Below are 20,525 nucleotides of genomic sequence, written 5' to 3'. Positions count from 1 at the left end.
GGATGATCATCCATGAAACTTCACAAAATCTGCCCAAGAACAACCCTTTCTTGTTAGGAACTGTATTGTTGTCGCTGTTCTATTTTTCCTACCTAGCAGACAAGGTCGTCGAGTTTGGACTCGTAGCACTCACAATAATAGGATTGAAACTGCTCTCAACGTACTTCACGCGCCGCGCGTTCAATCCTAAAACGCTAGATATCGATGCAAGCACCAACACCTTGAAGTACCGCCAGGGCTCAACGGTTTACTTCCGTCTACCTCTTGATGACATTGTCAAAGTCCAAATACAGAAAGAGTTCTTCTCTAGCAAAAGTTTGATGCTCTACACAGTCAACGACGCTTACCAAGTGCCGAATTCAGACAATTTCGATTCTCTACAGTTAAAGGATTTAATGAAACAACTTGAAGAGAGAATTGATGATCAATCTCGCTAAAACGAAAAGAGAAGACATTCTAGAATGTTGCCAATTTGGTCTCTAAATAGAAAGACAAAAAAGCCAGCAATAACGCTGGCTTTTCTCTGTGTTAGTCTTGTGCGACTTTCACGCGAATTTTGCTTTTTTCTACGTTCGTCAAATTCAGTGCTTCAAGAGCAGAAATGGCTTCTGCTTCGTCCGGCATGATGACAAAACCGAAGCCTTTCGACAAACCCGTGTCTTGATCAAGCACTAGCGAACACAGTTCTACTTTGCCGTACGCTGAGAATAATTTGCGGATATCTTGCTCGGTCATGTGACGAGCCAAGTTTCTTACTAAAAGTTTCATAATGAACCTAGTTGGTTTGATAACGGTTCGATTCTCTCAGTTTCTCTCTGGCAAACCAAGTGAATAATATGACGGCGTTGACTAGATCATTCTAAGTACATCTGTTTAAATGATTTTCCGCTCATTTTTCACCCATAGGAGAGTCGGCATGGAAACGAAACGTCTCAAACTCATCCCTGCTTGTTTAGAACGAGCCGAAGAGGCGCATCAAGCTGTCGTTCGCAGCCAAAAGACTCTCGAAGTCTATCTGCCGTGGGTGCCTCATGTGCTTACATTAGAAGCGATGATAGAAGGGACAGAGAAAGCCATCGCAAACTTTGAAAACTTCGAAGAAGAGCTGCGTTACTACATGATTGAAAAGGAAAGCGATCGCTTACTGGGTGCGGTCGGCTTGATGATTCGAGATCCCGACGTACCATCCTTTGAGATAGGTTATTGGTTAGATAATGCTGCCGTTGGCAATGGTTATGTAGCCGAGGCTGTGCTCGAAGTTGAGCGCTATGCGTTTGATGACTTGGGCGCCAAGAGAATCGCAATTCATGCTGATAGCACCAACCAAAAGAGCCGGGCTGTAGCCGAGCGCTGTGGTTATGAGTTCGAAGGAGAGCTCAGAAACGAACGTCTAACTACATCGGGAGAGTTGAGTAACACCGTTATTTACGCCAAAATTCGTCGCGACTAACACTCCAATCTAACCGAGCAATGCTAAGCTTTGATCTCAAGCTACCACCATTAACGTTAATTAAGTTTCAGATAAAACAAAGCCCGCTAAAATAGCGGGCTTTGTGTTCATATACGGGAAGTTACTAGTCTAGTTCAACCAGTTTTTTCTCGAACGACTGGTGTTGGTCTAACACGTCTTGCGCAGCACCGCCCGTTGCTTTACTTACCACAATGATAGCAAGCGTAGAGAAGATGATGCCCGGTACGATTTCGTACACATCAAACCAACCGCCAGTTAGCTGCTTCCAAACCACGATAGTGATACCACCAACAAGAATACCTGCTAACGCGCCGTTACGGTTCATACCGCTCCAGTAAAGGCTAAGTACAACCGCAGGACCAAATGCCGCACCAAAACCAGCCCAAGCGTAAGATACAAGACCAAGTACTGAGCTATCAGGCGTCATCGCTAGGAATAGCGCAACAAGCGAAATAACGATAACACCGATACGACCAATCATTACGATTTCTTCAGAAGACGCTTCTGGCTTGAATACTTGCTTGTAGAAATCTTCTGCAAGCGCTGAAGATGAAACAAGGAGCTGTGAGTCAGCGGTACTCATTACCGCCGCTAGGATTGCTGCTAACAACATACCCGCAACGACAGGGTGGAATACTGCGTTAACCAATAGCATGAAGATCTTCTCGCCGTCTTCTAGTTGAGTACCCGGATGACCCGTAACCCAAACCAGACCAACAAGACCAACAAGCATTGCACCAACCATAGATAGTGCCGTCCAAATCACTGCGATACGACGTGCAGTCGTTAGATCTTTGTTTGAACGAGACGCTTTAAAACGCGCTAGGATGTGTGGCTGACCAAAGTAACCAAGGCCCCACGCCGCTAGAGAGATAATGGCAATCGCAGATAATGGTTCGCCTTTCGCGTCATTCCATAGCGTTGCAAGTTCTGGGTTGATGTCATGTAGATCAGAACTTAGCTGACCTAAACCACCGTCCATTACCGCTATAGGAACAATCATTAGCGCAGCCGCCATTAGCAGACCTTGCACTAAGTCAGTCCAAGATACCGCTAGGAAACCACCGAATAATGTGTAAGAAACGACACACACCGTACCGATGATAACAGCGTAGGTATAATCTAGACCGAATACCGTCTCAAACAGTTTGCCCCCTGCGACCAAACCTGAGCTGGTGTAGAAAAGGAAAAATAGAAGAATGAAAAACGCAGAGATTGTCTGAATCAGTTTCGACTTATCGTTGAAGCGACGTGACAGGAACTCTGGCAACGTTAGCGCGTCAGTTTGGATACTGTAGGTACGTAGGCGTTTTGCACTGATGAGCCAGTTTGCCCATGTACCAAGAAGTAGACCGCCGGCTAACCAGAAGGCCTCGATACCCGCAGCGTACGCATAGCCAGGCAAACCTAGCAGCAACCAACCACTCATGTCTGAAGCACCTGCAGATAATGCAGCAGGCCACGGACCTAGGCTACGGCCACCTAGGAAGTAGTCAGATGAATTGGAAGTCCTCTTATACGCGTAAACGCCAATAGCAACCATAATCAGTAAATACGCCACAAAAGTGGACGTGATAGCAAAGCTATTTTCTATCATTAGATAGTCCTCGTTATAATTATTTCCTTCCTTGCCTGCCCTGATATTTTACCGTCTCAGCAATACATCAGAGTATAAAAAACCAATCTGGACCGGCTCTCAGTCCAGTTACTCCAGATTGGCATTACAAGTCAGGTTAGTGAGTTTCGTTCCCCAACTCGAGTAGAGTTGCGTTACCACCCACCGCGGTAATATTTATCGTTCGAGTGCGCTCAGTAATGAAGCGCAACGAGAGATGAGGATCATGAGCCAATTTCGGTGACTCTAAATCCGTTTCAGAAACTAAGCCGACGATTGCACCGTCACGCTTAGCTAGTTGAAGATTGAGCGCATGCTCAATCTGTAAACGCCCAACATAACCCACACTACGTACATCGCTCTCAAGCAACGGGGCAGACGCATCGTACGCAACAACCTGGACTAAGTTAGATGGGAAGTTTGCCAACGCTACAGCTTGCTTAACCAATTGGTTTAGCTCTGCATTGTCACTGCAAACGACCACACTGTTTCCTGCAATTAAGGCACAGGTGATCATCGCAAAAGCACTGTATAACGCATTATCAGCAGGCTCGATGTTGTTTTCACAAATCACCAAAGCCACACCGCGTCCTGCGGCATACAGTTCGTTAGTTTCCCCTGTAGGGCCAACTAACTGGTGAGTTTCTGCAAGAAGAGCTGATGCTTGTTGCAAGTGGTAAGAAACCACTTTGGCAACGGTAGACTGCTGCCCTTCTAGTGCAGATTTAAATGCCAGAACATGCTCGCATTTGTAATCAAAATCAGTCAGATTCCACTGCTCCCACGCAGAGAATGCATCTTTAAAATAGGTGATCTGATGAACCATAATGCGACTCCTTATGCGTTTTCTGCTTGAGCAAGAAGATGTTGAGTAAATCGGAATAGGTAGTGTGGACCACCAGCTTTCGGGCCAGTACCCGACAAGCCTTGACCACCAAACGGCTGTACACCAACCACAGCGCCAACTTGGTCTCGGTTGATGTAGCAGTTACCTACTCGTGCATGTTTCTCAATCCAACGGTACGTGGTTTCGTTACGGCTATGGATACCCATCGTCAAGCCAAAACCCGTTCTGTTGATCTGCGCAACCACGTTCGGTAATTCAGACGCTTTAAAGCGAACAATGTGCAAGATTGGACCAAATTGTTCTTCTTTCAGCACATCGATGCCCGAGATTTCAAACGCACTTGGTGAGACAAAGTCACCATGCTGGCACGATTCATCCAGCTGTAGCTGAGCGACTTTAGTCTGTGTTTTGCTCATTTGCTCAAGGTGAGCAAGGAGTTTTTGTTTTGCATTGCTGTCGATAACCGGACCAACATCCGTTTTGTGTAGGTAAGGTAAACCAACATGCAGCTCATTCATCGCACCTTGAATCAGGTTGATCATACGGTCTGCTACATCTTCTTGTACAAATAGAACACGAAGGGCAGAACAACGCTGACCTGCAGATGCAAACGCCGAACGAATCACATCACGCACCACCTGCTCTGGCAATGCAGTACTGTCCACAATCATTGCGTTTTGGCCACCTGTTTCCGCAATAAACGGAACTGGTTTCGCGCTGCGCTCCGCGAGCGTAACGTTAATGCGTTGCGCCGTTGCCGTTGAGCCAGTGAATGCCACACCAGCAATAGCATCATGAGAAGTCAGTGCATGACCGATCTCAGCGCCGCGACCAGTAAGTAACTGAATCACACCTGCAGGGAAGCCAGCATCAAGCATTAGTTCAATAGCGCGAGCGGCAATTAAGCTTGTTTGCTCAGCAGGTTTTGCAACCACTGTGTTACCCGCAATCAGTGCTGCCGTCACCTGACCAAGGAAGATAGCCAACGGGAAGTTCCAAGGGCTAATACACACAAACACACCAAGACCTTCACGGCTAGAAATGCGTTTCACACCATCAAAGCCTTCTAGCTCAAATGGCTGTAGGTTTTGCGCTTGTTTCGCGTAATAACGACAGAAATCCACTGCTTCACGAACTTCATCAATGCTATCGTGAATCGTTTTACCCGCTTCTTTGTGACAAATCGCCACCAGCTCAGCCAGATTTTCTTCCATTAAGTCAGCAAGCTTTTCTAAACAAGCCGCTTTTTGCTCAACAGGAACACCTTTCCAATCAGAGAAAGCACTTTGCGCCGCATCAATTGCAGCGGAAACGTGATCAAGAGTTGCAAATGCCACTTTGCCGACTTCAATTCGGCGATCGTATGGTGCGGTGATGATCTCAGCCGCATTTTCCTTGATCATGCTTTCGGCAAAGCGTTCACCATTGATCATCGGGCCTGCAACCCACTGGTTGTCCATGAAGCTTTCGACCTGAGCTTCAAATGGCTTCGCTTCACTGTCGATGTCAATGTTGACGCCGTATGAGTTCTTACGCTCAGGGAAAATATCGGCAGGCAATGGAATTTTGTCGTTGTGTAGCGTGTCAAAACCCGTCAACACATCCACAGGGTGATGGGTCAACTCATAAATCGGACAACGCGCATCAACTAGACGGTGTACAAACGAGCTGTTCGCACCATTTTCAAGCAGACGACGAACCAAGTACGGAAGAAGATCAGCATGGCTACCGACAGGAGCATAAATACGTACTGGCTGACCGTACATTTTCATAACATGGTTATACAGTGAATCACCCATACCATGCAGGCGCTGGAACTCGTATTCTTTGTGCTCCGCCATGACAGCAATTGCCGTCACCGTGTGAGCATTGTGGCTTGCAAATTGTGGGTAGATATTACCGCGAACCCCTTCGCTAAGTAGGAAACGAGCACAAGCTAGGTATGCAACGTCCGTCGCTTCTTTGCGAGTGTATACTGGGTAATTTGCATAACCCGCTTGTTGAGACCACTTGATTTCGCTGTCCCAGTACGCGCCTTTAACCAAACGCAGAGGAATAACGTCACCTTGCTCTTTTGCGAGTGCATTTAGCCACACCAAGACTGGTAGCGCACGTTTTGAGTAGGCTTGAATAACCAAACCAAACTTGCCCCAACCTTTCACAAGATCGCTACGGTACACTTTCTCAAATAGCTTCAGAGAAAGCTCAAGGCGATCCGCCTCTTCTGCATCGATTGTGATTGCAACGTCGACTTCAATAGCACGTTTTAGTAGTTGCATTAGTGAGTCATACAACTCTGTCATTACACGTTCTTCATTTGCGACTTCGTAGCGCGGATGTAATGCAGAAAGCTTGATGGAAATCGAAGGCGCTGGACTGGTGTCATTGCCGTAAGTTTCTCGACCTACCGCTTCGATCGCCATTAGGTAATCTTTGAAGTACTTGTTCGCGTCCGCTGTAGTTAACGCCGCCTCACCTAACATATCAAATGAGTAGGTGAAACCTTTGTCGCGCATTGGACGACCGTTCTTTTGCGCTTCTTCGATCGTACGACCACGAACAAACTGGTGACCCATGATCTTCATTGCCTGATACATGGCTTTACGAATCACAGGCTCAGAGAATTTATTTACCAGACGGTTTACAGCCTGACCTGGGCTCTGGGTGCCTTGCTCACCAAGACCAACCACTTTACCTGTTAGCATGAGGCCCCATGTTGATGCGTTAACAAACACAGAGTCAGAGTTTTTCAGGTGAGATTTCCAGTCTGCGACACTCAACTTATCTTTAATCAAAGAATCTGCTGTCGCGGCATCTGGGATGCGCATTAATGCTTCTGCAAGACACATCAGCAAGATACCTTCTTGAGTATCTAAGCTGTATTCCAGCAATAAAGCATCAATCATCTGGATTGACTTCTTATCGGCACGAATGGCTTCGATAAGGTGGGTCGTTTGGGTAGTGATCGCCGATTTTTCATCCTCTGTCGGCGTCGCTAGTGGCAATAGTTGCTCTAGCCATTGAGACTCGTCCACCATATATAATGGCGAGATCAGTGACCACAACTTATCAAGCGGCTGCCCGATAAATTCCGGTGTCAACACGTTCGTAGCTGTAAACATGTGTGTTCCTCAATCTCACTCCTCGAAAACCGCTTCGAGGATTATCAATGGCTGGCAGTGTATTTTGAGGCCGATAAGAATACTTGTCAAAAACTACGACATTTTTGCCAAAAACTCGCTTTTATAACAAAACATCCACATAGTCACATTCAAATAGGTAATATTTTGTGTTGTAAATTTTAATTTTTTCATTGCATTCACAACAAAATATCAAGAATATCAATAAGATTTTTGTGAAGAGCTCGTTCTAAGAGAAAATGTAGGATCAAGTGGCATATCAACCACTGCAAAGAACAGAGAATTTAAAAAAACGAGAGATAGGTCACGTGAATAAAACATAAAAAAACCATGCATAGTGCATGGCTTCATTCTGATTGATGATTATTTGACCTAAAAAAACGCGTTGTTATCCAACTTGTTTTTTATAACGGGAAGGTGATATTCCCTGTAAGCGAGTAAAAGTATGAGTAAAAGTACTCTGGCTTGAGAAGCCAGTAAACTCGGCAATTTGCCCTAAAGAAAGGTGCCCTTGCTCGATTAATTCACGAGCCATGTCGATTCGCTTTCCGAGAACATATTGATGAGGTGTAATCCCCATCTGCTCTTTAAACAAGCAATGGAACTGACTTTCCCCAAGAAACACTCGCCCGGCCAATTGAGCCACACTAATCTTATGACTCAGGTGCTGCTCAATGTAACGATCAATCGCCTCCAAATCAAAGCGCGACTCTTTTCGACTGGTCTCAAATGCCGAGATATGGCGCTGCATTAACGCAATCACAGTGTCGTTACACGCACGACTTAACAGCAGGTCATCCGGATGGTTTCGCATTTCCTGAACCAACATCTGTATCAGCTTCTGAATTTGACTATCTAACTGGAAGTAGACATGGTCTCTCTCCAGGTTATTGATTTTTTGAAGCATTTCGGGATCATCATTTGTCGGTTTGGGCATATTCAGCACCAAAATATCCGATTGATTGATGACGCCACCGAAAGCATGATCAGAGCATGCGGTAACCACACAACCTTGACCAGGGCCGACAAGATTACCTCGCCCGCGCACTTCAAATTCGGCTTGCCCTTTTAAACCAATCACGATCTGCGTATAAGAATGATCGTGGCAATCCATATAAGACGGAAGTGTGATCAGCTCCGCCGGCTTTGGCAACATAATCTCTTGATATGAAAGGATTTTTTGGTTATCTGAATCACTCATTTTAAACAGTCGTCTTTACACGGTCAGCTTACGTCTTCGCATCATATACCTTCTTTGTTGGGTTGCAACTTTTACCCAACTCAATCGACAAGATCAAATCAGCATGATCAAGTTCATTTACATGATCATAGTTCCGGAACGATGATCATGCGAGGTTAATTTACGGTCAGTGAGCAACCAATTTTATTAACAAAAACGGATAGATATGCAACACCTTACGTATACATAATCAATCAATGTAAAGATCCTTATTACCGAACAATCCGTTATTTTGTAAAACATCGTGCTCCATATTAGATAGGTCGTCCCTGAAACGGATCGAAACCCACGCTTAAACTCAACATAGAGGGATTTCCCCCCTTACTAATATGCTTCTGATTCAATACATTAGTTATCGAGCTTTAAGATGCATACGATCTAAAGCTCTCGGTATCTCATTGATACCTCTAACTTACTTAGCAGACCCTCGCTAGGTAATTTAGAACCTCTTCTACACGTCGACAAGATTATATCTTGTGTTGCCAGCCCGTCTTCAGGCTGGCTTTTTTTTCGCTTCTCAACAATGAAAACAATGGCATAAGCTGATATCATAGCTTTTGTCTCACTGTCCCTCTCCTATGCTTAGGTGCTGCTCTTTCACTCACAAGTGATATGAACGTCAACCACATTACAACTGAGTTGTAGGAAGCATGATCAAGGACGATACGAGTTGTAAGCCGAACATTAGGCGGACATCCGTGAGCGCACATATCTGTAATGAAACAGACCATTTTCCCAATTAAACTCTTCGTTCCATTTCGTCGTTGTCTATGACTACCTGACGAAAACATCGAACACCATGAATTTAATTGGATTGAGCGCCAATCAACGAACGTGTTCTAGCAACGTAACTGCCTACTTGGCAACATCAATACGAGCCATGTAACACGGACGTCTCTGTATTGGTAAAAGCAGTATGTAGTGAGTCCTTTTGTGAATATTTCAGTCGATACCATAGAACAATCCCTCCTTAAACAGCTACCAGGTTGTTGGGGATGCAAAGATAAAGATTCGGTATTCCTATACGTAAACCAGGAATACGCAGAACTGTTAGGGCACACGTCGCCCGAGGAGTGCTTGGGTAAAACTGATTTTGATATGGCCAGCCCAACCACTGAATGCGCGCAAGAATTTCAACGCCAAGATAAACACGTTCTCGAAACTGGCGAGTCACTAAAAATTCTGGATATCCACCCTTATCCAGATGGCCGCTGGCGAGCACATATATTTACTAAAACACCGTGGCGAGATGACAAAGGCGACATCGTAGGCACCATTTTCTACGGAAGAGAACTCACCGACACCGCCGTGATTGAAGTCGGGTATTGGGTTTGTCGTGCAATCAGTACCAACCCAAATCAACAATCCATCTTTCGTTTTTCTGACTTACAACCAAAACCAGAGAAGCTCACATGCCGCGAGCAAGAAACACTTTTCCTCTTGCTCTATGGCAAAAAGCCTCAATTTATCTCTCAGGTCATGGGCATATCAACAAAAACCGTTGAAGGTCACGTCGCACGCTTACGTAATAAGTTTGCAGCGAACAGCAAGAACGAGCTAATAGATAAAGCAATGGAAGCAGGCTACGGCTCTGTTGTACCCAAAACGCTGCTTAAGCATCAATTATCGGTTGTGTTGAATGGAGAGCGATAATTCGCATCGCTTCTACCTACAAAAACACCGCCCCAATTCGGCGGTGTTTGTTTATTCATGAGGGACCATAAGCCTATGGCGCTAAACGATCAATGTCCCAACTTCCATCATGCTGGGAGAAAAGAAAACGATCGTGAAGGCGATGTTCGCCACCTTGCCAAAATTCGATGCTCTTTGGTTTTACGCGAAAGCCACCCCAAAAGGTTGGTACTGGTATTTCACCCTTAGCAAACTTCTGTTTTAGCTCTAAAAACTTACCTTCCAACACACCTCTGGCAGAAATACGGCTACTTTGTTTGCTCGCGATTGCGGCCAACTGGCTCTCTTTGGGACGAGAAGTAAAGTATTTCATATTCTCTACGGCGGTAAGCTTTTCAGCCACACCAGTAATATGAACTTGGCGCTCTAACGGATGCCAAGGGAAGTGCAAACTAATATTGCTGTTATGCTCTAGCTGCTGGGCCTTGCGACTGCCTAGGTTGGTGTAAAACACAAAACCATCTTTGTCGACGTTTTTCAATAGAACAATGCGTTGAAACGGCATGCCATTTTCATCAACCGTTGCAACTGTCATCGCAGTCGGGTCCGTTAAACCCGCTTCAACTGCTTGCTCTAGCCACAGATTAAATTGATCAATAGGATCAGCTTTCAAATCTTTACGACGCAGCCCACCTTTGGTGTACTCACGACGAATATCAGCAAGTTCCATCTTTACTCCTTCACTCGTTTTTGTCGATTGTGCTCCCGATACTGAGGAAATACAAGGACATCATTGTGCTTGTTATCGTTGCCGCTCACAGCATCACAGTGCGTCATTTGATACCATGACACAAAAAACCAGTGAGCTGATCGTGAACTTACTCAACCCCAAAGCCCTACGTCATTTTTTACTGCTACTGTGTGCCGTTGGCATTTCAGGGCTTGCGCTTACTCATCATTACGCAACTCAATACCAACATGATCAATGGCAACAAAAGCTAGAGAGACAAGCCGCGCAAGTGTCACAAGAAGTGGACTACGAACTGGCAAAGTTTGAACAGATACCAAACCTATTAAGTCACGACCCAAGACTACTCAAAGCAGTAGAGCGCGGAACGCCCTCTCAAGAGCTCAACCTACTGTTATCAGATTGGTTGAAGCAAAGTTTGGCCGATACGATTTACGTTCATGACCGCACCGGGTTAGTCATTGCCTCAAGTAACTTTCAGCAAGAAGATACGTTTGTCGGCTCTAGCTTTAGCTATCGCCCCTATTTTAAAAATGCGCGACGCGGTGAGCCCGCTCAATACGTTGGATTAGGCGTACGCTCGAATAAACGTGGGTACTTCTTCTCATCTCCGCTGTGGGTAAATGAGGAAGTCGTTGGCGTGATCACAGTAAAAGTGAATTTGGAGCAATTAGAACAGCGCCTTTCGCAAACCACGACAGACGTACTCATTACAGATAAACACAATGTCGTGTTTATGAGCAATTTACCAGACTGGCGCTATCGTGCACTTTTCCCACTGTCATCGAGTGCAATAATTGAACTTACCGAAACGCGTCAATATGGCGATACCTTGCCCGAATATTTTGGTGAGTTGACGGCGCACAGTGGTGTCACGGAGTTTGATGACAATCAATTGCTTCTATCACCGAATTACCTCGCATACGCAACACACTTATTGGATAAAGGGTTTCGCGTCGTTGCCTTAATTAACCACAACAGCGTTCTTGCCGCCGTTTTACAGGCCGATATCGTCTTCCTGATCTTATATGCGCTCATTGCTCTAATTGCGTTAGCGTGGTTCCAAACCCTAGTTAACAAAGCACGCCTTGCTCATCTCAATGTGAGCCTAGAAGAAAAAGTAGTGCAACGGACACTAGTTCTGAGTGAAGCCAACCAAAAACTACAACAGACCATCCGCCAATATGAGCAAAGCCAACAAGAGCTTAAACAAACACAACAAGAACTGACGCAAGCCGCGAAATTGGCACTGTTGGGCGAGCTATCAGCCAGTATTAATCATGAGATAAATCAGCCACTTTCCGCACTAAGAACCTATACCGAAAACTCGCAGCGTTTGTTGGCAATGGAAAAATACCCAATGGTCGCCGACAATTTGGGCAAAATGCTGACACTTAATGACACCATTTCGGAAGTCATTGCCCGCTTAAAAGTCTTTACTCGGAAAACCACGCACGATTCACACAATGAAATCTCAGTACTGCACGACGCGGTACATACTGCCACCAGCATTTTGAGCAACAAGCTTATTAAGCAAGGAGTAACACTAAAAGTTCCGGCCATCGACTATGATGTGAAGCTGGCCATTCACAGCGTTGAATTAGAACAAGTGCTGATAAACCTCTTCCACAACGCCGCACAAGCGATGGAAAACCACTGTATCGATCCGCAAATATCCATTGCTGTTCAGTGTCATGATGACAGTTGCGACATTCTTGTTTCCGATAACGGACCAGGGATGTCAGACGAAGCCCTAGCAAAAATCTTTGATCCATTTTTTACGACTAAGCCAGAGGGCTTAGGATTAGGTTTAACAATCTCCAAGCGGATTATAGAGAGCTATCACGGCTCCCTCTGTGCCTATAAACATCAGAACACAGAACAACAAGCAGGAGGGATGACCTTTATCGTGACGCTACCAATAGTCAATCAGAATAAACGTACCCCAGAAGTGGAAAACGACCATGAATAACCCAGTTTTCTTTGTTGATGACGAACCACACATTCGTGATGCCGTGTCTCAAGCCCTGCTGATTGAAGGGATAGACGTCACCTGCTTACCAAACGCAGTAGAAGCCTTACGCGTAATCGACTCAAATACACCTGCGATTATCATTACCGATATCCATATGCCCGTGATGGATGGCTTGGAGTTTATGCGAACTTTGCGAAGCAAAAACGATCACTTTCAATTCATCGTACTTACTGGACATGGAGATGTGAAAACCGCGGTAGATGCGATGAAAAGCGGCGCGTACGACTTTCTAGAAAAACCGTTTTCAACGGAACAGCTCATGAAATCGCTCAACAATGCCAGCGATAAACTGAACTTGTTGCAAGAAAACATCTGGCTTAAGAAAGAGCTCGACATGCAAACTCATGTTGGTCCGAAAATGATTGGTCACAGTAAGGCCATGGTGAGCATTCGTCGCGCCTTGATCAGTGCGCCTACAAGCCAGCCGCTCATTTTTGTAGGTCAAGATGGTACGGGTCGGCGACTCGCTGCACAATTTGCCCACGACATACATGCAACACCAGATAGTGAGCTAATCGCCGCTTCTGGTGAAGACCTCTATGAGCTTTCATTAGAAGCGCTCGACAAAGCCATACACCGCTTAAGTGAAGGAAAACGCCACTGCAGTTTGTACTTACATAGCGCAGAGCATGTATCATTTGAGCAATGGGAATACTTGTTCAAGCACCCAAAACTTGAACGTGTTTTTGGCGCGACCACCCAAGCCGAGCCACCTCTAAAATCCCTGGCGACTCTAATTCACTTACCGACGCTCGATGAAAGAAAGGAAGATATAGGGCCTTTATACAAGCATTTTGTGCGCCACACAGCGAGTCGATATCAGTTACAGCCGCCACATATCAGCCTAGAAGAGGTCAAACACCTCACCAGTCTCGAATGGCCAGAAAACGTTAAGCAGCTACGCCAATTTGCTGAACTTCGTGCCCTCAAGCCAGATACTTTTAGAATGGAAGATTGGAACAGTGAGAAAAGTCTTGAAATTCAGAGTATGACTCAGCGCACAGAATACTTTGAATATTGCTTGTTATTCGATGCATTGCAAAGACATCGCGGCAGACTCAAAGAGGTTCAACTAGAATTACAGGTATCACGCAAAACCTTGTACGACAAACTAAAAAAACATCAGTTGGATAAAGCCAAGTTCAAGGCGTAATAGCTATACTCCGGCGCTAATTATGCTTTTGTTTGATTTAGAAAGTGTAAGAAAGCTCATTTGAAGAGAGAATAACCCTCTTCTCATATTTTATTAGCCGAGCATGCTGACATGATCGGTTAATAATAATAAGATCAAAAAGATAATCCGTAATTATATAAGCAGGGACTGTGATGAGCCGAGATAACTACAACAAACTCAACGATGAAGAGTTGGATTTTGTTGATGACAAAACTGCAGCATTGCTCCTCAATACCCCCAACAGCGCGCGTTTTATGCTCTGGGTTATGGTGCTATTTTTCATTGCAGCAATAGGTTGGGCATCTTGGGCTGAAATCGACAAAGTCACGGTTGGTCAAGGCAAAGTGATTCCCTCCTCACAGATACAAGTAGTCCAAAACTTAGAAGGTGGCTTAGTCAAAGAAATCTTGGTCAAAGAAGGTCAGTTGGTTGAAAAAGGCCAACAGTTACTGCTTATTGATGACACCCGCTTTCGCTCAGATTTTCGTGAACGTGAGCAACAAGTTGCCAACCTTACCGCATCTGTGCTGCAACTATCCGCTTCTATTAACAGTGTTGCCGTTAATCGTGATTTTGAAACGGAAAACTGGCGTCAAAGTGTACTACTTGATTACGGTAAACTGACCTTCCCACCAACCTTGGAAGAGACTCGACCTCAACTCACACAGCGTCAAAAAGCAGAATATCGCGAAGATCTAGATAATTTGCGCAACCAACTTTCTGTTATTGACCAACAAGTGCAGCAAAAGCAGCAGGACTTGGTAGAGATCCAAGCGCGAGTAAGGAACTTGCGTCAAAGCTACCAATACGCGAAAAAAGAACTCGATATCACCAAACCTTTGGCAGACGAAGGCGTTGTTCCTCGTATTGAACTGCTCAAATTACAGCGCCAAGTCAACGATACCCGTCGTGAAATGACGTCCAGTGAGCTCAAAATTCCCGTATTGCAATCAGCAATTCGAGAATCCATGCTCAACCGTATTGATGTTGCACTCAAATTCCGCTCTGAACAGCAAGAGAAACTCAACAGCGCCCAAGACCAGTTATCTGCCTTGGTTGAATCAGCGGTGGGCTTGGAAGATAGAGTAAACCGAACGGTTGTGAATTCGCCAGTAACAGGCAAAATCAAAACACTGAACATCAATACTGTCGGTGGTGTTATCCAACCTGGTATGGATATCGTCGAGATCGTACCAACAGAAGACACACTATTGGTAGAGGCGAAAATTGCGCCAAAAGACATCGCATTTTTACGCCCAGATCTTCATGCTATCGTGAAATTTACAGCTTACGACTTCACAAAGTACGGCGGTTTAGAGGGAGAGTTGGAACATATCAGCGCGGATACCACTCAAGATGAAGAAGGCAACAGCTTCTACATTGTTCGTGTACGCACCGAAAAAACAAACTTTGGTCAAGATGCAGATTTACCAATCATTCCAGGAATGACAGCATCGGTCGATATCATCACAGGGAAGCGAACCGTTTTGGAATATCTACTTAAACCGATTTTAAGTGCCAAAACGAACGCCTTGAAGGAGTAAACCACATTAAGATACTCGCGATAGGGAGTATTGAGCGATAAGTGATTAAATAAAAAGCACTTATTTCTCACTGACGAACTCTCTAGAAGAGTATACTTGTGATACGAGTCGAATATGCGATCCAATTTGCAGCGTAAAGTTACATTATTAATCAGCTTAAGTTGTTTGTCGTTCCAACTTGGTGCGCTGAACAGTAAAGAACAACGATGGGTCAATACGGTCACAGCGGTGTACGGCGAACGTGCGGGATTGCGCGTAAATACATGGCGAAAGAACCTCGACTTATTTAAACAATTAGAGACTCATGAACAGCTCGCTGGCGTTAACGACTTTTTTAATCAGCTGTATTTCGTTGACGACATAAAACTGTGGGGAAAGACAGATTATTGGGCTACGCCACTCGAATTTTTAGGGAGTAACGCAGGAGACTGTGAAGATTTCACTATTGCTAAGTACTTCTCTTTACTCGAGCTAGGAATACCAGATTCAAAGATGCGGTTAATATACGTAAAAGCCATCGAACTGAATCAGTTTCACATGGTATTAGCTTACTACCCTACCCCAAGTTCTGAGCCGCTCATTCTCGATAATATCAATCCTGACATTGTCCGAGCCTCTAAGCGTAGCGACTTGCTACCGATATACAGTTTTAATGGTACAAACCTGTGGTTGATGAAGTCATCTGCTAGCACTGGAGAGCTGGCAGGGAAAGCATCACGGTTGAGCCTTTGGAATGACTTACGCTCGCGCGAACGTAAGTTGCAGTTAAATAAACCTAAAATTAACTATGACGAGTGAGAAACATGACCCTATATAAGAAGCTTGTGGTGGGGATGGTTACGGTCTTTATACTCTTGTTGGCATCAGTATTCGTAATCCAATTCAACACGACTCGAGACAGCTTGGAGCAACAGCAACGTTCAGAGGTCAACAACACTATTAACACCGTAGGTTTGGCACTGGCTCCTTACCTAAAGGACAAAGATAAAGTCGCGGTTGAGTCCGTGATTAATGCTCTGTTTGACGGCAGCACCTACTCCGTTGTTCGTCTTACAGCATTAGATTCTGACTACCAGATCGTGCGTACTTACCCAGTTAAACCAAGTACGGTGCCACAATGGTTTATCGACATGAATCTATTTAAAGCGATTCACGATAAGCGTGTTGTGACCAGTGGTTGGATGCAGCTCGCCGAAGTAGAAATCATTAGCCACCCAGGCGCAGCTTACGAGCAGCTCTGGCAAGGTTTTATTGGCTTGCTGTCTGTATTCAGTGTTATTTTTCTAGCTGGTTTAGTGGCAATTTCATACATCCTACGTCGCTCGCTAAAACCATTAACGGCCATCGTAAATAAAATGCATGAAATCGCGAATAACCAATTTGGTGAACCGCTTGCTCGTCCAAGAACCAAAGATCTTATCGCGGTGGTAGATGGCATTAACATGATGTCTGCTCAAATCGAGCTATCATTCAAAGAGCAAGCCAAAGAGGCGCAACGTCTGCGTGCTCAGGCTTACCTCGATCCTATATCTAAATTGGGTAACCGCTCATTCTACATCAACCAAATCGACCAATGGCTTGCAGAGCAAACGCAAGGGGGTATCGCGCTACTCCATGCTGAATACATTGGGGACATTTACGAGACCAAAGATTACCAACGCGCAGATGCCCACGTTAAAGAACTGTCTCAACGTTTGAAAAACACCATTGATGTACCGGGTGCCACTATTGCTCGCTTGTCTAGTGATGAGTTCGGCTTGCTTTTCCCTCATATGGATGAGAGCGAGTTACGCATTTTATCGGACAGCATCGTCAATTGTGTGAACGGCCTAAATACTGACCCAACAGGCTTAGCAAAACCTAAAGCGTCACTAGGGGTTGCACACAGCAAAGATCAGAAAACGCGCTCTGAAATCCTCTCGATGGTGGACAACGCACTATCGAAAGCCAAAGCGCAACCAGACAAGCCATACGGCTTCATTGGCAGTGATACACCTTCTAGTTTGATGGGTAAACAGCAATGGAAAGCGTTGGTTGAAGAAGCCATTCATAGTGATTGGGTTAAATTCCGTTTCCAAGCTGCGAAAAACACATGGGGTAAAGTATTCCACAACGAAGTATTTTCAAGCATCGAAAAAGATGGTGAAACGTATCGTGCGAATCAATACCTATTCGCACTAGAACAGTTAGACGCCACCAACATCTTTGACCAGTATGTCATTGAATCAATGATTAAGATGCTAGAAAGTGGTGAACTTAATGACCCAGTCGCGATTAACATCGCGCAAAGCAGCTTGTCTCAACCATCGTTTATTCGCTGGACAACTAGCATGCTGGAAAAACACGCCAAAGTGGCCTCTAAGCTACACTTTGAAATTCCAGAGGAATGCTTTATCGATCAGCCTCACCACACAGCACTGTTATGTAATGCCATTCGCCAATCAGGTGCTGAGTTCGGCGTAGATAACTACGGACGTAACTTCCAATCTTTGGAATACATCCAAGAGTTCCGCCCGAACTATGTGAAGCTCGATTACCTATTCACACACAACTTGCACGACGAAAAACAGAAATTCACGCTAACGTCGATCTCTCGTACTGCCCACAACCTTGGTATTACGACTATCGCATCGCGTATCGAAACTCAAATCCAGTTGGACTTCCTCACTGAACATTTTGTTGAGGTATTCCAAGGATTCATCGTCGACAAGGAATAAAAAGGTTTATCAACGATGAAAGACCCTTTACTGAATTCGCTCATCTACGTTAGCCGTTACTATGGGTTAGCTAACTCGCCAGAAGCGCTAGTCAACGGACTACCGCTATCTGACGGTAAACTGACCCCATTTTTGCTACCAAGAGCAGCGGAAAGGGCCGGATTGGTTGCCAAGGAAAACCGCGCAGAGCTGGAGAGCATCTCTAGCCTAATTCTGCCGGCAATCTTAGTTCTTAAAGGCGGTGACTCTTGCGTTCTCAACAGCATCAATATGGAGAAACGCGAGGCCGAAGTCACCACCCTAGAAAGTGGAATGGTGCCGATCTCTATTCCATTAGAAGACCTACTTGAGCAATACACTGGTCGGTACTTTTTAGTTAAAAAGCAATTCCGTTTCGATGAGCGTTCTCCCGAAGTGCTCAAAACCAACGAAGGCCACTGGTTCTGGTCAACCTTGTGGCAGTCAAAACGCATCTACCGTGATGTTTTAATCGCATCACTTCTCATCAACCTCTTTGCGGTTGCCGCTCCGCTATTCACTCGCTTGGTGTACGACAAAGTGGTTCCGAATCTTGCGTTTGAAACCCTATGGGTACTAGCAAGCGGCATCTTTGTCGTGTTCCTGTTCGACTTCATTCTCAAGTCGCTGAGAAATTACTTCATTGATGTGGCGGGCAAGAAGTCTGACATTCTGATTTCATCCAAACTGTTCAGCAAAGTGATGGGGATTAGAATGGAATCGAAGCCGCCTTCGGTCGGTGCCTTCGCTCGCCATTTACAAGAATTCGAATCTATTCGAGAGTTTTTTACTTCAGCGACCGTCAGTGCTCTCATTGATTTGCCTTTTGCCATTTTGTTCTTAGTGATTATATGGCTAATGGCTGGCGATCTTGTGTATGTACCGATGGTGGGCGTGGTCATTTTGATTATTCACTCGCTACTGATACAAGGGCCGCTGCGCCGCTCCATTGAGGAGGGTTCACGCCTAGCATCGCAAAAATATGCCAATTTGATAGAGAGCTTGGCTGGGTTAGAAACCGTAAAAATGCTCAGTGCGCAAAGCCAATTCCAATACCGCTGGGAAGAGGCAGTTGCGCACATGGCGAACTGGAATATAAAAAGCCGCCGAATTACGGATAGCATTCAAAACGCAGCAGGTTTTGTGCAGCAAAGTAGTAACGTAGGGATGATCATCCTAGGCGTTTACTTGATTGCAGAGGGCGACTTAACCATGGGTGGTTTGATTGCCGCAACCATGCTTAGCGGCCGCGCGATTGGTCCTTTGGTTCAGTTATCCTTACTCTCTACGCGCTACAACCAAGCGAAGTCTTCTATGACAATTATCAATCAAGTCATGGAAATGCCGGATGAACAAGAAGAAGGTAAACGTTACATTCACCGTCCAATAGTACAAGGCAAAATTGAACTTGAACGCGTGACCTTCCACTACCCAGATTCACCGGTGGCGTCGATTCGAGATTTGAGCTTGACCATTAACCCAGGCGAAAAAGTAGCGATCATAGGCCGTATCGGTTCGGGTAAAACCACGTTAGAGCGTCTCATCATGGGCTTGTATCAGCCGACGGAAGGTCATGTTCGCATTGATGATACCGACATCGCACAACTGCATCATGTCGACATTCGCCGTAATATTGGTTGTGTGCCGCAAGATTCGAATCTGTTCTTTGGTTCTATCCGCGACAACATTACGCTAGGTCGCCCATTAACCGATGACCGTGACGTACTAGACGCAGCGAATCGTGCCGGTGTTACTGCGTTTACGCAATCTGACCCAGCGGGCTTAGAACGCCAAGTTGGTGAAGGCGGTGCAATGCTTTCGGGTGGTCAACGTCAAGCAGTCACGATCGCTCGTGCATTTTTGGGTCGTCCTCCTGTTCTACTCATGGATGAACCAACCAGTGCGATGGATAATCGCTCAGAGATGCACATTAAACATCAATTAGCACAGTTGAAACCTAGTGAAACGCTGATTCTGATTACGCATAAAACGTCTATGCTCGACATCGTTGATCGCGTAATTGTGATGGAGAAAGGCAGCATCATCGCAGATGGCCCTAAAGCGCAAGTGCTGAACGATTTGAAACAAGGCAAAGTGCGTGCGGTTAGCTAGCCTGAATTCACATTGATAAAAAACAAGGGCCCCGTTTAACTTGTGTTTAACGGGGCTTATTTTATTGGGAGCCCGAGATAATTAAGTTCTTCAAGCGCGACCCAAACGAGTACAAGGCCAACAATCACGAATAAAATCATAATCGCCTTTTCATCTTCTTCCATTTTTCAACGCCCTAAAAGCTATTTCAATTAATACACCTTAGGTTATCAGGACAAAAGTCATATTCAGC

General features: G+C 45.3%; 15 protein-coding genes. 9 read left to right on the top strand and 6 right to left on the bottom strand.

Annotated features, from left to right (window positions below; genetic code table 11):
* Positions 1 to 2 precede the first annotated feature (2 nt).
* Positions 3 to 437: a hypothetical protein gene (locus tag H9L11_RS17345; RefSeq protein ID WP_054575372.1), complete on the top strand. Its 435-nt coding sequence runs from the start codon at positions 3 to 5 to the stop codon at positions 435 to 437.
* Positions 438 to 528: 91 nt separating this feature from the next.
* On the opposite strand, the gene H9L11_RS17340 is transcribed toward H9L11_RS17345, so the two are convergent.
* Positions 529 to 768, bottom strand: coding sequence for an RNA-binding protein (locus tag H9L11_RS17340; protein ID WP_005374587.1), 240 nt, complete (start codon positions 766 to 768; stop codon positions 529 to 531).
* A 148-nt stretch (positions 769 to 916) separates the two neighbouring features.
* Here H9L11_RS17340 and H9L11_RS17335 point away from each other — a divergent pair, with 148 nt between their 5' ends.
* Positions 917 to 1,450 (top strand): GNAT family N-acetyltransferase, encoded by a 534-nt coding sequence (locus H9L11_RS17335; RefSeq protein WP_042522265.1) that lies wholly within the window; start codon positions 917 to 919, stop codon positions 1,448 to 1,450.
* Positions 1,451 to 1,574: 124 nt separating this feature from the next.
* Here the strand turns inward: H9L11_RS17335 and putP are convergent, their stop codons facing one another.
* From putP to H9L11_RS17315, 4 genes are all read right to left on the bottom strand, one after another.
* Positions 1,575 to 3,068 (bottom strand): sodium/proline symporter PutP, encoded by a 1,494-nt coding sequence (gene putP / locus H9L11_RS17330; RefSeq protein WP_005374582.1) that lies wholly within the window; start codon positions 3,066 to 3,068, stop codon positions 1,575 to 1,577.
* A 136-nt stretch (positions 3,069 to 3,204) separates the two neighbouring features.
* Positions 3,205 to 3,912: a 1-pyrroline-5-carboxylate dehydrogenase gene (locus H9L11_RS17325; protein ID WP_033906607.1), complete on the bottom strand. Its 708-nt coding sequence runs from the start codon at positions 3,910 to 3,912 to the stop codon at positions 3,205 to 3,207.
* A gap of 11 nt (positions 3,913 to 3,923) precedes the next feature.
* Positions 3,924 to 7,055, bottom strand: a complete 3,132-nt coding sequence (gene putA / locus H9L11_RS17320; protein ID WP_005383560.1) for a bifunctional proline dehydrogenase/L-glutamate gamma-semialdehyde dehydrogenase PutA — start codon at positions 7,053 to 7,055, stop codon at positions 3,924 to 3,926.
* A 406-nt stretch (positions 7,056 to 7,461) separates the two neighbouring features.
* Positions 7,462 to 8,274: an AraC family transcriptional regulator gene (locus H9L11_RS17315; RefSeq protein WP_025768702.1), complete on the bottom strand. Its 813-nt coding sequence runs from the start codon at positions 8,272 to 8,274 to the stop codon at positions 7,462 to 7,464.
* Between the two features lie 972 nt (positions 8,275 to 9,246).
* Between H9L11_RS17315 and H9L11_RS17310 the strand changes: the two genes are divergently transcribed.
* On the top strand, positions 9,247 to 9,966 hold the full coding sequence (locus H9L11_RS17310; protein ID WP_017820063.1) for a helix-turn-helix transcriptional regulator: 720 nt from the start codon (positions 9,247 to 9,249) through the stop codon (positions 9,964 to 9,966).
* Positions 9,967 to 10,039: 73 nt separating this feature from the next.
* Here the strand turns inward: H9L11_RS17310 and pdxH are convergent, their stop codons facing one another.
* Entirely contained in the window at positions 10,040 to 10,675 is a 636-nt protein-coding gene (gene pdxH, locus H9L11_RS17305; RefSeq protein ID WP_005374570.1) for a pyridoxamine 5'-phosphate oxidase, read from the bottom strand.
* Positions 10,676 to 10,790: 115 nt separating this feature from the next.
* On the opposite strand from pdxH, the gene H9L11_RS17300 reads away from it, so the two are divergent.
* From H9L11_RS17300 to H9L11_RS17275, 6 genes are all read left to right on the top strand, one after another.
* A complete protein-coding gene (locus H9L11_RS17300; RefSeq protein WP_205391313.1) occupies positions 10,791 to 12,665 on the top strand; it encodes an ATP-binding protein in 1,875 nt (624 codons plus the stop codon).
* Complete coding sequence (locus H9L11_RS17295; RefSeq protein WP_005383565.1) at positions 12,658 to 13,881, top strand: response regulator; 1,224 nt, start codon at positions 12,658 to 12,660, stop codon at positions 13,879 to 13,881. The genes H9L11_RS17300 and H9L11_RS17295 overlap by 8 nt, the downstream gene beginning before the upstream one ends.
* 173 nt (positions 13,882 to 14,054) lie before the next feature.
* Positions 14,055 to 15,446 (top strand): HlyD family type I secretion periplasmic adaptor subunit, encoded by a 1,392-nt coding sequence (locus H9L11_RS17290; protein WP_005374562.1) that lies wholly within the window; start codon positions 14,055 to 14,057, stop codon positions 15,444 to 15,446.
* A 114-nt stretch (positions 15,447 to 15,560) separates the two neighbouring features.
* Positions 15,561 to 16,244 (top strand): transglutaminase-like cysteine peptidase, encoded by a 684-nt coding sequence (locus H9L11_RS17285; protein ID WP_005374561.1) that lies wholly within the window; start codon positions 15,561 to 15,563, stop codon positions 16,242 to 16,244.
* Between the two features lie 5 nt (positions 16,245 to 16,249).
* Positions 16,250 to 18,163 carry an EAL domain-containing protein gene (locus H9L11_RS17280; protein ID WP_005383568.1) on the top strand — a complete coding sequence of 638 codons (1,914 nt, stop codon included), beginning with the start codon at positions 16,250 to 16,252 and terminating at the stop codon, positions 18,161 to 18,163.
* 15 nt (positions 18,164 to 18,178) lie between these two features.
* Positions 18,179 to 20,293, top strand: a complete 2,115-nt coding sequence (locus H9L11_RS17275; RefSeq protein ID WP_005374556.1) for a type I secretion system permease/ATPase — start codon at positions 18,179 to 18,181, stop codon at positions 20,291 to 20,293.
* The last annotated feature ends 232 nt before the right edge of the window (positions 20,294 to 20,525 follow it).

The sequence above is a fragment of the Vibrio sp. sp1 genome (genome assembly GCF_016920955.1).
GTDB classification, from domain to species: domain Bacteria; phylum Pseudomonadota; class Gammaproteobacteria; order Enterobacterales; family Vibrionaceae; genus Vibrio; species Vibrio alginolyticus.
This window is presented reverse-complemented; position numbering and strand designations above follow the sequence as displayed.

What these genes read in the sequence shown, in the direction of transcription:
- H9L11_RS17345 (WP_054575372.1), top strand. Translation starts at nt 3, where the DNA reads ATGATCATCCATGAAACTTCACAAAATCTGCCCAAGAACAACCCTTTC.
- H9L11_RS17340 (WP_005374587.1), bottom strand. Translation starts at nt 768, where the DNA reads ATGAAACTTTTAGTAAGAAACTTGGCTCGTCACATGACCGAGCAAGAT.
- H9L11_RS17335 (WP_042522265.1), top strand. Translation starts at nt 917, where the DNA reads ATGGAAACGAAACGTCTCAAACTCATCCCTGCTTGTTTAGAACGAGCC.
- putP (WP_005374582.1), bottom strand. Translation starts at nt 3,068, where the DNA reads ATGATAGAAAATAGCTTTGCTATCACGTCCACTTTTGTGGCGTATTTA.
- H9L11_RS17325 (WP_033906607.1), bottom strand. Translation starts at nt 3,912, where the DNA reads ATGGTTCATCAGATCACCTATTTTAAAGATGCATTCTCTGCGTGGGAG.
- putA (WP_005383560.1), bottom strand. Translation starts at nt 7,055, where the DNA reads ATGTTTACAGCTACGAACGTGTTGACACCGGAATTTATCGGGCAGCCG.
- H9L11_RS17315 (WP_025768702.1), bottom strand. Translation starts at nt 8,274, where the DNA reads ATGAGTGATTCAGATAACCAAAAAATCCTTTCATATCAAGAGATTATG.
- pdxH (WP_005374570.1), bottom strand. Translation starts at nt 10,675, where the DNA reads ATGGAACTTGCTGATATTCGTCGTGAGTACACCAAAGGTGGGCTGCGT.
- H9L11_RS17300 (WP_205391313.1), top strand. Translation starts at nt 10,791, where the DNA reads ATGACACAAAAAACCAGTGAGCTGATCGTGAACTTACTCAACCCCAAA.
- H9L11_RS17295 (WP_005383565.1), top strand. Translation starts at nt 12,658, where the DNA reads ATGAATAACCCAGTTTTCTTTGTTGATGACGAACCACACATTCGTGAT.
- H9L11_RS17290 (WP_005374562.1), top strand. Translation starts at nt 14,055, where the DNA reads ATGAGCCGAGATAACTACAACAAACTCAACGATGAAGAGTTGGATTTT.
- H9L11_RS17285 (WP_005374561.1), top strand. Translation starts at nt 15,561, where the DNA reads ATGCGATCCAATTTGCAGCGTAAAGTTACATTATTAATCAGCTTAAGT.
- H9L11_RS17280 (WP_005383568.1), top strand. Translation starts at nt 16,250, where the DNA reads ATGACCCTATATAAGAAGCTTGTGGTGGGGATGGTTACGGTCTTTATA.
- H9L11_RS17275 (WP_005374556.1), top strand. Translation starts at nt 18,179, where the DNA reads ATGAAAGACCCTTTACTGAATTCGCTCATCTACGTTAGCCGTTACTAT.